The following is a 13,353-nucleotide window of genomic DNA, read 5'->3' on the forward strand; positions in this document are numbered from 1 at the left end:
CAGTAGCGCCCATCCTCCGCGGATGGCAGAACTATGTGTGTGACTAAATCCCCCGCCGACACGGCCCCCGCTCCACAGCACACCCTCCGGGTCGCGCTCTCAGATCCCACCCTCAAGATCCTGGCTTCGGCCATCCTCGTCTCCACCTTGGGACGGGGCATCTTCCTCACCCTCACTGTGCTGTACTTCAGCCGCTTCGTCGGGCTGAGCGCCGTTGAAATCGCAGTGATCCTCTCCGTTTCCAGCGGTGTTGGCGTCGCGACGTCCTATATCGGCGGTCGACTTGCCGATCGCTTTTCCGCACGTCGGCTCCTAGTGGGGATGGTGGCCGTCCAAGGTCTCGCGATCGCGAGTTATACCTTCGCCGGGAACTTCAGCACCGCCGTCGTGATTGCCTGCATTACGGTAGGCGTGGACCGGGGCGCCAACGCCACGCGCTCCGCGATCATCGCCCGGGCCTTTGACGGGCCGAACCGCGTGAATGCCCGCGCAGTCCTCCGCACCATCACCAACGTGGGCATCGCGGTGGGAGGCATGATCGCCGGACTCGCGCTGATGGCCGGAACCGCCGACGCGTTCCGGTGGATGATGATCAGCGCCGGCGTCGTCTACATCCTGAGCGCGCTGCACCTCCGCCGCCTGCCCACCCACGTTGATGCACCGCGCCACGATCCCGCCAACCCTGCTCCGAAGCGGGGCATCTCCCCCTTCCGGGACCGCCGATACATACTGCTGACCGTGCTCTCTGGCATTTTCGGCATGCAATTCGGTCTCGCCGAGATGGGCGTCCCGCTCTGGATTTCACAGGACACCTCCGCGCCCGACGTGCTCATATCCGTGGTTCTCGTGATCAACACCGCGTGTGTCATCCTGCTGCAAGTCCCGCTCTCCCGCGGCACCGACCAACCCCGCCGTGCAGGACAGATCGTGATGACAGGCGGCGTGCTCATGGCCGTAGCCTGCGCACTCTACGCAATGGCGGGCGGCATGCCTGTCATCGCCGCCATCACACTCCTGTGCGGGGCGGCGCTGCTGCACGCCTTGGCGGAAATCCTCTCTCAAGCGGGAGCCTGGGGGTTGAGCTTCGAACTCGCCAATCCCCTCCAAGCCGGCGCTTACCAAGGGATGTTCGGCATGGGCTCCGCCCTGGGGGCCATGCTGGCACCGCTGGTGGTGACCGCTACCGTCGTCGAACATGGCACGCTGGGTTGGGCAATCCTGGGTGCGGTCTTCATTGCGTCGGCGGCGGGTGTCGCGCTGATAGCGCGGAAAGCCTCGACGACGGCGGTACTCACCTAGGCGGGCCGAGCGAGCGCCCAAGCCACCGCGAGGCTCCACCCCCGGTACCAGCCCGCCGCGAGCAACATCACCACCCAGACGGAGGAATTGAACCCCCCATCCTGAAACCATGGAGTTAACAAGCGAAAGGGAACCATGGGGGAATGGGTGTGGCCCGCGTACGTGGGTGTGCTGGGAGGGGTGCTCCTCTTTGGCGTGTTCATGGTGCCGATCGTTGCGGTCCAGTACAGGATGTTCGGCAGATTCACCTGGCGTCGGTTCCTGGGCGCTGCCGGGCTGAGCGTCTACGGCGTGGCCCTGGTGGCCTACACGCTGCTGCCGCTTCCCGACCCCAGCCTGCTGAAGTGCGGCCCGGGTGGAAGCACGTTCCAAGCGATCCCGTTCCAATTCCTGGACGACATCCACCGTGAAACGTCAGGCCTTGGGATCACCGGCACGCTGACCAGCCGCGCAACACTGCAAGTGGTGTTCAACGTGGTGCTGTTCATTCCGTGGGGCGTCATCGCGCGGCGCTACCTTTCGTGGAACATCGCAGTTTCAACGCTGACCGGCGCCCTGGCCTCCGGGCTCATCGAAGCCACACAGTTCACCGGGCTGTGGGGTATCTACGATTGCGCCTACCGCCTGGCCGACGTCGACGACCTCGTCACCAACACCCTGGGCGCCTTGATCGGCGCGCTCATCGCACCCCTCGTCCTCTGGTTCATGCCGCAACGACGCGAACTCCGCGCGGCCCGCGGCCAGAGCCGTCCCGTCACCGTTTGGCGGCGCTGGTTGGGAATGGTCATCGACTACGTGTCGCTCGCGTTCCTCGGCTTCGCCTTCGTCGTCACGTACAGGATCGGGTTGCTTGCGATCGGCGCGGAGCTCCCCGGCGACGACGACGCCACCTCCCTCGTCTTGATGCATCTCGTCCCCGGGTTCCTGGTGTTCTATCTTCCGGCGCTCGTAGGCCCGGGGGCCTCCCTCGGCCAGCGCGCGGTGTGGCTGCAACCGCAGTGGCCGGCCACCCGCCGTCGGACATTGCTCCGGGCGAGCGTCACCGGCGGGCTCTATGTGGTGTTGTCGTTCCTTGGCGCATTGCTGCCTACCTCCGCGTTCGGCCCACTCACGGGCCTGGTCCTTTTGGCAGCATTCGTGGCGGTTCCCCTCACAAAGTCGCGCGGACTTTCCGGGGTTCTGACTGGTGCGCAGATGGTTGACGCACGCGAAAGCGAACGACGGCGGGTGGCCGGTTCAGCGACGCGGGCGGACTAGAGGCCGAGCAACGCTTCTGTGCACTTCGCATATCCAGCGCCATCAAGCACTGCACATTGCCCAATGACCTTCGAGTGACCCGCAGATACTGTGAAGTGAATCACTCGAAAGGAATGTATGTCATGTCCACCTCCGACACAGGGCACGATGACTACCCCATCACCAGGGTTCCCGCAACGAAGCGGAAGCACTGGTTCGGCATCGCGGTCCAACGCTTTGGCCAGACTTCTGACCTGAGCCAGTTTCTTCTCGGGGCAACCTTTGGCTTCGGCATGACCTTCTGGGACGCCTTCTGGGCATTCACGGTAGGCGCATTGATCGTCGAAGCACTCATGATTTTCGTCGGCATCGCCGGCATGCGCCAGGGACTCACAACTTCCATGCTTGCCCGCTGGACCGGCTTCGGCCGCGGCGGCGCCTCGGTGCTTGGCCTGGCCATCTGCATCAGCCTCATCGGCTGGTTCGGTATCCAGTCAGGGATTTCCGGCGCTGGACTGAACCAAATCGTGCCCGAAATTCCCACGTGGGCGTGGTCCTTGGTCTTTGGCTTGGTGGTCACGCTGATCGTGGTCCGCGGATTTGAATCAATGCAGTGGTTGGCCAACATCACCGTGCCGCTGTTCATGATCCTGATCGCTTGGGCAGCATGGGCCGAGCTCAGCAACCACTCCATCAGCCAGCTCATCAACGATGCCCCTCCGGGCCCACAACTGGATTTCGTCACGGCTACCACCATCGTTGCTGGAAGTGCCGTGCTCGGAGCAGTCATCACGCCCGACATGACCCGCTACAACAGGAGCGCCGGCGACGTCGTCAAGCAAACCGTCGTCGGGATGACCCTGGGCAACTACAGCATCGGCATGATCGGTGTCCTGCTGGCCCACGCCGTCAAAACGGCAGACGTCACCCAGATCATCTTCTCCTCCGTGGGCTGGGTGGGCATCCTGATCATTGTCCTGGGCACATCCAAGATCAACGACTGGAACCTCTACAGCGCCGGGCTAGGCGTGGTGTCCTTCTTCAACAGCGCCATGAACAAGCGCTTGAACCGTGGGCACGTGACGCTGCTGCTCGGCGTTTTCGGAAGTGTCCTCGCCGCGATCGGCATCCTGGACAAGTTCATCGACATCCTCATGGTCCTGGGCGTCGTCTTCCCGCCGGTAGCCGGCATCATCATGGCCGAGTATTTCGTGGTCAAGAAGTGGCGGCCCCTGTTGGAGGCAAGCCGCGATTCCGGACTCCCACCAGCCAAATCACCCAACTGGATCCCTGCAACCTTCGTCATTTGGGCGATCTCTGCGGCACTGGGCTACTTCGTCACCTTCGGGCTCCCTGCCTTCACCTCGCTCGCCGCGGCATTCGTCCTCTACATCGTCGCCGGCAAACTGAACCTCCTGCGGTCCTACGGCGACAACCAACCCACCAGCGAAACCACCACAAAGGAAGAATCGGTAACCGCACCATGAGTAGCCTGAGAATCGGCATTGACGTCGGCGGCACCAACACAGACGCCGTGCTGCTGGATGGCGCGCAGGTGCTCGCCTCCACCAAAGTCCCCACCACCAGGGACGTCACCAGCGGCATCACCCAAGTCCTCACGGCGCTGAAGGAACTGAACGGCTTCAGCCCGGACCATATCCGCGGTGTGATGATCGGGACCACCCATTTCATCAATGCCCTCATTGAGGCACGGGACCTCAGCCCGACGGCGGCCATCCGGCTGGGACTTCCCGCCACCGCTTCCCTGCCGCCGTTCACGGATTGGCCTGACACCCTCACCACTGCCGTCAAGGGCCGCGCCTACATGGCCCACGGGGGCCACGAGTTCGACGGCCGCCCCATCAGCCCCTTCGATCCGGACGAAATAAGGCGCCACGCAGCCGACATCGCCGCACACGGCATCCGCTCCGTGGCGGTATCCAGCGTCTTCTCGCCCGTCAACGACGAATTCGAGCAGCGCACCCTGGCCATCCTCCGCGAAGAGCTGGGCCCGGAGTTCCCCGTGTCCCTGTCACACGAGATCGGCAGGGTGGGCCTCCTGGAACGGGAGAACGCAACCATCGTCAACGCATCCCTCGCCGAAATGGCGAACCGGATTGTTGATGGCCTGGCCAAAGCTGTGCTGGAGCAGGGCATCACGGCGCCTCTGTACGTCAGCCAGAACGATGGCACGCTCATGGACATTGAATACACGCGGCGCTACCCCGTAGCCACGTTCGCTTCAGGTCCCACCAACTCCATGCGCGGGGCCGCTGCGCTCTCCGGATTCTCCGACTGCCTGATCGTTGACATCGGCGGCACCACCACTGACGTCGGCGTCCTGGTGAACGGTTTTCCCCGTGAGTCCAGCACCCACGTGAGGCTCGCAGGGCTCCGCACCAACTTCCGGATGCCTGACGTCCTCTCCGCAGGCCTCGGAGGTGGGTCCCGCGTCCGTACCGATCAGGGCACCGTGGGCCCGGATTCGGTGGGCTACCGCCTCACCGACGAGTCGCTGGTCTTTGGCGGGTCTGTCCTGACGGCAACTGACATCGCTGTCCGCAGCGGAAGGGCCGACGTCGGAGACGCGTCTTTGGTGAGCCACATCAGCGACTCTGTGGTCAGGTCAGCCCTGGAACAGATCGATCGCACCATCGCCGATATTGCGGACCGGATCCGGACTTCGTCCGCTGAACTTCCGGTTGTCGCCGTCGGCGGTGGATCCATCCTGCTGGCAGAAAAACTGGACGGCCTGGGCACCATCCACCGCCCCGGGAATTTCGACGTCGCCAACGCGTACGGGGCCGCCATCGCCCAGATCAGCGGGGAGGTGGACCGTGTGTCCTCCATTGCGGACGGGGATCAGAAGCGCGCCATGGAATCCGCCCGGCAGGAGGCTGTTGACCGCGCCGTTGCCGCCGGTGCCAACCCGGACACGGTGACGATTGTTGAGCAGGAAGCCATTCCCATCCCCTACCTTCCCGGAAACGCCATGCGCGTGCGGGTCAAGGCAGCCGGCAACCTCACGTTAGGAAAATGAGATGACCCTGGAAGTGGCACACGGCCGCAAACTGAAGAAGATCACCGTGGACGATATTGATTCCCTGGCCCGCGGGGCGGCCATCCTTGGCACGGGTGGAGGCGGTGACCCTTACATTGGGGCCCTCCTGGCGAAACAGGCCATCGAGGAGTTCGGCCCCGTGGAACTCGTCTCCGTTGAGGACCTGGCAGATGATGCTTTTATCGTTCCCATTGCTGCGATTGGCGCTCCCACGGTAGCCGTGGAGAAGCTCGACACGGTGGAAAACCTGCATCTGACTATCCAGAAGCTGGCGGCGTCCTTGAACCGGACCGCGACCCACACCGCCTGCCTGGAGATCGGCGGATCAAACTCCCTGCTGCCCATCGTGGCGGCAGCGCAACTGGGAATCCCCCTGATCGACGGTGACCTGATCGGCCGGGCCTTCCCTGAAATACAAATGGGAATGGCACCGCTGTACGGAATCCATGCCACTCCCATGGCACTCGCTGATGAGAAGGGCAACACGCTTGTCATCGAGGCGATCGACTCGTTCTGGGCTGAGCGCTTTGCCCGGCAGGCCTCCATCGAAATGGGATGCAACGCCTTCAACAGCACCTATGCCATGACCGGCGCGCAGGCCCGTGAGAGCTTCGTGGCCGGCTCCATGTCCTTCGCCATCGCCATCGGAGACGCCGTTGCCAACGCCCAACACCACAACCTCAACCCCTGCGACGTGTTGGCGGAAACGCTGAGGGGGCGCATTGTTCATCTGGGCAAGGTCACTGACCTGCAGCGCCAGACGACCGGCGGGTTCGCCAAGGGCCAGGCCATGATCGAGGGCATGGGCGCGGACGCCGGATCCGTTCTTTCGTTGCATTTCCAGAACGAGCACCTGCTCGCCACCAAGGACGGAACCGTGGTGACCACGACGCCGGACCTCATCATCGTGGTGGACGCCGAATCCGCCGAACCGGTCACCACGGAGAACCTGCGCTATGGGCAGCGCTTGTGCATCCTGACTGCGCCCAGTGACCCTCGCTGGCACACCACTGAGGGACTGGCATTGGCCGGACCGGAGTACTTCGGGTACGGCGTCCCTTCCCACAGATGGGACGGGACGCCCGAAGAACACACCGAGTCCATCGAGCGTTACCGCAGCTGACCGCCGTCGAACGTTTGGCCCGCCGCCGCGTCCCCAACGACAGTTGGCGGCGCGGCGGTGGCATTATGGGAAGGTAACCATCGAGGAGAACCGGAGAAGCTGAATGATCCCTCCGATCCCGCTGTGGTCCGTCACGACTCACCTCCCGGCGGGCGTGGTGGAGAGCGTCGGGGAACCTGGTATCGCAACGGTTTCGTCGCTGGTGGCCTTGACGGGGAACCTGGCCGAGGTCAATCGCCAGGTCCGCGAACAGCGGAACCTCGACGGCGACCCCCTCACCCTCCGCGGCTGCATCCTGCTACCCCTTGAGCCGTTGCCCTCCGGCGTCTCCTGGGACGTGGAGGCGCTGTTGGCGCTGGCGTCCACGTCCGGCGTCGTGGCCCTTGCCGTAAAACTGCAGAACGACGACGGCGCGTTGCCGCCCAACGTGACAAGGCTCGCCGAACGCTTGGGGCTGGTGGTGTTGGCCGTCCACAACACGTGGCAGTTCGGGATGGCTGCCCAGGAGTTGCTGTCCGGCGCCGCGCATCGTCAGGGGCAGTTGATCTCCCGCGTAGCGGCCGAGTGCCGGATGCCGTACGGCTCGCTCAGCCATCTGTTACAGCGATTGGGAGTGGCGATCGGGCATGAGGTGATGCTGGTGGATCCTTCCGGGAAACTGATTTCCGCTGAAGACAGCGGTCCGCGTGCCGACGGAGATACGCAGTCCGGTGGCACGGAGATTCTCGCCCCTGTTCATCGGGAGCAGGACAACAGTCCCCGGCTGAGGGTGATGCTTGGTCCCGCACCGGATCAGGAACGGGCCGCCGTCCGGGCGGCTTTGGAAGTGGCAGCCATCGCGGTTTCCGAGCTGCTGTCCCGGCAGCGCCTTGAAAGGGAGCGCGATGCCCGGCACCGGATTGCCCTGTTGGGCGAACTGATCGACAACGCCGGGACCGTCAGCCCATCCTTCAGGGCCAGGGCATTGGAGCTGGGCTGGACCTTGGACGGCTTTCACATAGCTTTCCGGGTGATCACCCGCCAGCCGGTGGACTTGGTGGCCCGAAAGCCGGATCTGGACCGTGCCCTCCTACGCGAAAAGATCGATGCTGCAACGGTGGAGCAGTCCGACGGCTGGGCAGGATGGATCTCCTTCCCCTCCAAACCGGACCCGGCCGAGGTCAGCAGGATCAGCAACGCCCTCCGCAGGGCTCAACGGGAGCTCGCGTCCACCATTGCCACTCAATTCGGGGTGGGGAGGATGCAGGCGCAGCCGGAAGGAATCGTCCGTTCACTTGAGGAAGCCAATGATGCCGCCCGCATCGCCGGGGCAAGGGAGAACTCCGGCTACTTTGTGCACGTGGACCGATTGGATATGGCCCAGCTGCTGCTGATCTGGACCCGCACCGACACGTTCCGCCCCGCCGCCCGGGAGCTCCTGGCGCCACTCCTCAAAGCCGGACCCGAACTCCTGCAAACCCTCACCACGTTCCTGGACTGTGAGTCTTCGCTGACCGAAACAGCTGCGATCCTGAACGTCCACCGCAACACTGTCAGTGATCGCATCAGGCGGATTCAGTCACTCATCGCCATCAATCTGGAGGACCCCGAAGCCCGGCTGGCGCTGCAGCTCGCATGCCGGAGCTTGTTGATGGATAAGCCGGAGTAGGGCGGCAGGAAGCTACTTCTTTCCGGCCTTCAAATCCGCAACCACCTTCGCGATCCGCCGGGCACGCGTTTCCTCCGTCTTGGCGTCCGCGATGGGCTCCACGTACCGCCGCTGGCTGCTGTAATTCAGGGTCCCGTAGAAGGCCTTCGCCTCCGGTTCGGCATCCAGCGCGGCACCCAAGTCCGCGGGCACCTCAATAACGCGCGGCTGGGTGTCCACTTCAAGGCCCACCTCGACGGTGTCGCCTGCAGCCGCGCCGGTGAGTTCGCGATTGGCGGCGCTGACGCCCACCATGTATTTGCCGCCCATCACGGCGATGCTGCTGCGGTAGCTCTGGCCGTTGATGGTCACCACCACCGGAGGCCGCTTGCCGGCACCCAGCCCGTCAACGATCTCGTCGGGAACTTCGATGCCGGCCTTGTTGCCCTCGCCAATGATGGTGGTTGTGAATTTCATGTCCCAAGTATGCCGTCGGCCATTGGTAGACGCACTGCACCGACAGGACTACTTTCGAAATAACCGCAATCCCCCACCAAAGGAGACACCCATGGACAACCAGGATCTCTTGGAACGCATTCAGTCGCTGGTCGAAGAAGAGCACCGCCTGCGCGACTCCGCCACCTCAGGAATGGGCGATGACACAGGACGCCTGGCCCAGCTGGAAGCCCAGCTCGACCAATGCTGGGACCTGCTGCGCCAACGCCGCGCCAAGAAGGACGCCGGCGGGAACCCGGACGACGCCTCGGCCCGAAGCGTCAACGAAGTCGAGGCCTACCGGCAGTAACTACGCTCCCTCGAGCACCTGGCTGGTAGCCCAAGCAAGGTATTTGGCGGCGTTGGCAACGGCGTCGGCTACATCCGGGACACCATCCTTGCGCTGCGCAACGTCCAGCAACTGCGCAGCAGCCACAATCCCATGCTTGGCCAGGTCTTCAGGTGTCACAGTGATGCGCCCAGCGACAGCGATGACGGGAATTCCGTGCAAGCTCGCGGCGTCGGCGAGGGCGATCGGCGCCTTGCCAGTGAGTGACTGCTCGTCCATGGAGCCCTCGCCGGTGATCACCAGGTCCGCCCCGCTCAAGTGTGAGGCGAGGCCCGTGAGTCCGGCCACCAGCGCGAAGCCGCCTTCCAGCGCAGCGTCAGTGAAAGCCAGGAACGACGCCGGGAACCCGCCTGCCGCCCCGGCCCCCGGAACGTTCACGTCCCGGCCCGTGGCTTCCCGAAGGAGCGAAGCCCAGTTGCGGAGACCGGCGTCGAGCTTCTCAACGGCGTCCTCATCGGCACCCTTTTGCGGACCGAAAACATGCGCGGCACCCTCCGGACCGTACAGCGGGTTCTGGACGTCGACGGCGATGCGGAACTTCACGGACGATAGCCGCGGATCCAGCTCGGAGACATCCAAGGCGACGACGTCGATGAGGGAACCTCCACCGAGCGGCACCACATTTCCGGCCGCATCAAGGGGCTTGAGCCCCAGTGCACGCAGGGCGCCACTACCGGCGTCGGACATTGCCGAGCCACCCAAGCCGAGCACGATCTCCGTGGCCCCGGCATCGAGGGCGGCGGCGATCAGCTGGCCGCAGCCGTAGCTGTGGGCGCGCAGTGAGTTCTCAGGCGTCGGCTCCATGTGTGCCAGGCCGGAAGCCATCGCGGTCTCGATGACGGCGCTGGCTCCACCAAAGGAATCCTTGCGGATCGCCCATGAGGCTCCCACAGGCTTGAGGATCGGTCCGACAACTGCGTTGTTCCGCTCCTCGTAGCCCGCGGCGATCGCGGCATCCAGAGTTCCTTCGCCGCCGTCGGCAACCGGGAACTGGGTGGTCACGGCATCCGGGTAGACACGGAGGGCACCTTCGGCCATGGCTGACGCGGCTTCGGCGGCGGTCAGGGATCCCTTGAACTTGTCAGGGGCGATGAGGATACGCATGGGTCCATCTTGCCAGCTTCGCGCGGAAAGCGCTTGCCCACGCGTAATGTAGCGGTCAGTTTACGCGCTGAGCACCCGAACAGGAGCCCCGCCCAGCCACGCCTTCACGTCCTCGAACGCTCCACCATAGAACTGCCGGTAACTCTCATGCGTCACGTACCCGACATGCGGCGAGAGCGCTGTCCGCGAAGAATGCAGCAATGCGTGGCTGGCCGGAAGGGGTTCGTCGTCGAACACATCCAGCGCGGCGCCGCGGATCCATCCCTCTTCCAAAGCCTGAATCAACGCGGCCTCATCCACCAAAGGTCCCCGAGCGGTGTTGACCAGCACGCCCTCCGGGCCCAGGAGACGCAACTCTCTTGCACCGACAATCCCCTCCGTTCGCTCGGACAAACGGAGGTGCAAGGTCACAACGTCAGACTCACGGAACAACTCCTCTTTGCTGACCTTCCGGACGCCGGCGGCCTTGGCGTCGTCGGCAGTGAGATTTTGGCTCCAGGCCAGGACATCCATACCGAAAGCCTTGGCATAGCCCGCGATTCGCTTGCCGATCTTGCCCAGGCCAACGATTCCCAGTGTCTTGCCTTCCAGTTCAAACCCGACGCCGGCCTGCCAGTCGCCTGCTCGAAGCGAGTTCTCCTCCACAACCAGGTTCCTTGCGAAAGCCAGCAGGAGTGCCCACGTCAGCTCGGGCGCCGCAGCCGGCGAGCCACTGGTCCCGCACACCACAATCCCGCGCTCAGAGGCGGCCTCAAGGTCAATGGCGGCGTTCGCCATGCCAGTGGTCACCAACAGCTTCAGGTTGGGCAACGACTCAAGGACGTGCTGTGGAAAACGCGTGCGTTCGCGCATCGCCACAATGATGTCGAACGGCTCCAAGGCGGCCAACGCTTGCTCTTCCGATACAAAAGGCGCGCTGAAAACGCTCACCTTCACGCCGTCGTCGAGCAATGAATCCCACGGCGCGTAATCGCCGGAGACCTGCTGGTAATCGTCCAGGATGGCTAAACGGAATCGGGTCACGTCCCTTATCCTCGCGCGGCGGCCGGTGGTACTCAACCCCATCTCACGTTAGGTTTTTGAGGGTGAGCCAAAATGTGACCTCCGCCATGCCCAAGCCCGAGCACCCCCGCCCACAACTGATCCGCGAGAAGTGGATAAACCTCAACGGAACCTGGGGATTTGAGATCGACGCCGGTGATTCCGGTGTGGAGCGCGGCCTTACCTCCCGCGAACTCGCCGGGGAGATCTTGGTTCCGTTCGCGCCGGAATCAGCGCTTTCGGGGATCGAGCACGTCGACTTCATGGAGGCCGTTTGGTATCGGCGAACGGTATCCATCCCACAGGAATGGGCCGGTCAGAATGTGCTGCTGCACTTCGGCGCCGTGGATCACGACGCCACGGTGTGGGTGAACGGGGTTGAAGTTGCCCGGCACCGGGGCGGGTTCACGCCCTTTACCGCGGACTTGGGCGGTGTGGTGGAGGCCGGTGCCGACGCGGTGATCGTGGTCCGCGCCCGGGATTCCCGGCACGAGATGCAAGCCCGCGGCAAGCAGGCCACCTGGTACAACAACACCCACTGCCAGTACACCCGGACCACGGGAATTTGGCAGACGGTGTGGATGGAAGCCGTGCCCGAGGTCTACATCAAACGACTCCGCATGACTCCCAACCTGGCGGACTCAAGCATCTCTGTGGAGGTGCCCATCAGCCAGAACCGGACGGGGCACACGGTTTCCGCGGTGCTCACTGACGGCTCGGGGATTCGCATTGAGGCCTCTGCGCGGGCGGATCTGGACCTCACCCCCTCACTTCGGCTGAAGATCCCTGCCGAGGCCCTGCGCCCCTGGTCCATTGAGGATCCGTTCCTCTACGACCTTGATGTCAGCGTGCGGGACGGGTCCGGCGGAATAGTTGATCAGGCCAGCAGCTATGCGGCAGTCCGGTCCATCGCCTTGGACGGAAAAGTGGTCCGCATCAACGGGAAGCCGGTTTTCCAGCGGCTGGTCCTGGACCAGGGCTACTGGCCGGAATCGCTCATGACCTCCCCGGACGAATCAGCACTGATCAAGGACATCGAACTGTCCATGGCTGCGGGATTCAACGGCGCCCGCCTGCACCAGAAGGTGTTCGAGGAGCGTTTCCTTTTTCACGCGGACCGTCTCGGGTATCTCGTGTGGGGCGAGTTCGGCGACTGGGGCGTCTCCGGCGGCGGCACCATCGGCCACAACCAGAAGCCGACCGCCAGCTTCGTAGCCCAGTGGCTCGAAGTGCTCAAACGCGACTTCAACCACCCCTCCATCATCGGCTGGTGCCCCCTCAACGAGACACACCAGATCCTGCACGACCGCCTGACGGTGCTGGACGACGTCACCGAGGCCATGTTCCTCGCCACCAAACTTGCCGATCCCACCCGGCCAGTGATCGATGCTTCCGGTTACGCGCACCGGATCCGGGAGACGGACATCTACGATTCCCACTCCTACGAGCAGGACCCGGACCGCTTCGCCATCGAACAGCAAGGCCTGGCGGACGGGAAGCCGTACATCAACCGCAAGGCGGACGGCGAGGAATACTCGGTGCCCTACGCCGGCCAGCCCTACTTCGTTTCGGAGTTCGGCGGCATCTGGTGGAACGAAGCCGAAGCCCGTCAGGCCGTGGAAGGGACCGACGTCGCCTCCTCGTGGGGGTATGGCCAGCCCGTCAGCTCGGAAGAAGAGTTCTACACCCGCTTCGACGGGCTCTGCTCCGTCCTGCTGGAAAACCCGGACATGTTCGGCTACTGCTACACCCAACTGACGGACGTTTTCCAAGAGAAGAACGGCATCTTCACCTTTGACCGCGGCACAAAGTTCGACCTCGACAGGATCCGCGCGAGCCAAGTGCGCCCGGCGGCGATCGAAACCCAGCACTAGCCCGCCGAGATGGCATTTAATGCCAATGTTTCGGCGGCAAAGTCAACTGGTGGGAGCAACGCTGGGGGTTAGGCCGCTTGTAGCAGCTGGTTTAGTCGGTTGGCTGGTGTTTCGAGGTTCAGGGTTGGTCTGGGTCGGCGGTTG

General features: G+C 63.9%; 11 protein-coding genes. 8 read left to right on the forward strand and 3 right to left on the reverse strand.

The window, feature by feature from the left end; translation table 11 throughout:
* Nucleotides 1-33 precede the first annotated feature (33 nt).
* From LN996_RS17685 to LN996_RS17710, 6 genes are all read left to right on the forward strand, one after another.
* A complete protein-coding gene (locus tag LN996_RS17685; RefSeq protein WP_231341713.1) occupies nt 34-1,299 on the forward strand; it encodes an MFS transporter in 1,266 nt (421 codons plus the stop codon).
* Between the two features lie 135 nt (nt 1,300-1,434).
* The gene (locus tag LN996_RS17690) at nt 1,435-2,556 is read left to right on the forward strand and encodes a VanZ family protein (protein WP_231341714.1); all 1,122 of its coding nucleotides are present in this window, start codon (nt 1,435-1,437) and stop codon (nt 2,554-2,556) included.
* A gap of 122 nt (nt 2,557-2,678) precedes the next feature.
* Entirely contained in the window at nt 2,679-4,022 is a 1,344-nt protein-coding gene (locus LN996_RS17695; RefSeq protein ID WP_231341715.1) for a cytosine permease, read from the forward strand.
* 5 nt (nt 4,023-4,027) lie between these two features.
* Nucleotides 4,028-5,575 (forward strand): hydantoinase/oxoprolinase family protein, encoded by a 1,548-nt coding sequence (locus LN996_RS17700; RefSeq protein WP_305884642.1) that lies wholly within the window; start codon nt 4,028-4,030, stop codon nt 5,573-5,575.
* A gap of 1 nt (nt 5,576) precedes the next feature.
* Nucleotides 5,577-6,719, forward strand: coding sequence for a DUF917 domain-containing protein (locus LN996_RS17705; protein ID WP_231341717.1), 1,143 nt, complete (start codon nt 5,577-5,579; stop codon nt 6,717-6,719).
* A gap of 103 nt (nt 6,720-6,822) precedes the next feature.
* On the forward strand, nt 6,823-8,367 hold the full coding sequence (locus tag LN996_RS17710) for a CdaR family transcriptional regulator (RefSeq protein WP_231341718.1): 1,545 nt from the start codon (nt 6,823-6,825) through the stop codon (nt 8,365-8,367).
* A gap of 12 nt (nt 8,368-8,379) precedes the next feature.
* On the opposite strand, the gene LN996_RS17715 is transcribed toward LN996_RS17710, so the two are convergent.
* Entirely contained in the window at nt 8,380-8,823 is a 444-nt protein-coding gene (locus LN996_RS17715; RefSeq protein ID WP_231341719.1) for a YdeI/OmpD-associated family protein, read from the reverse strand.
* A gap of 91 nt (nt 8,824-8,914) precedes the next feature.
* Between LN996_RS17715 and LN996_RS17720 the strand changes: the two genes are divergently transcribed.
* Nucleotides 8,915-9,151, forward strand: a complete 237-nt coding sequence (locus tag LN996_RS17720; RefSeq protein WP_231341720.1) for a DUF2630 family protein — start codon at nt 8,915-8,917, stop codon at nt 9,149-9,151.
* On the opposite strand, the gene LN996_RS17725 is transcribed toward LN996_RS17720, so the two are convergent.
* Together LN996_RS17725 and LN996_RS17730 are read right to left on the reverse strand one after the other, a co-directional pair.
* On the reverse strand, nt 9,152-10,294 hold the full coding sequence (locus LN996_RS17725) for a glycerate kinase (protein ID WP_231341721.1): 1,143 nt from the start codon (nt 10,292-10,294) through the stop codon (nt 9,152-9,154).
* Nucleotides 10,295-10,354: 60 nt separating this feature from the next.
* Nucleotides 10,355-11,317, reverse strand: coding sequence for a D-2-hydroxyacid dehydrogenase family protein (locus tag LN996_RS17730; protein WP_231341722.1), 963 nt, complete (start codon nt 11,315-11,317; stop codon nt 10,355-10,357).
* 74 nt (nt 11,318-11,391) lie between these two features.
* Between LN996_RS17730 and LN996_RS17735 the strand changes: the two genes are divergently transcribed.
* Complete coding sequence (locus LN996_RS17735) at nt 11,392-13,209, forward strand: glycoside hydrolase family 2 protein (protein WP_231341723.1); 1,818 nt, start codon at nt 11,392-11,394, stop codon at nt 13,207-13,209.
* The last annotated feature ends 144 nt before the right edge of the window (nt 13,210-13,353 follow it).

The sequence above is a fragment of the Arthrobacter sp. AK01 genome, assembly GCF_021109375.1.
Taxonomy (GTDB): Bacteria; Actinomycetota; Actinomycetes; order Actinomycetales; family Micrococcaceae; genus Arthrobacter.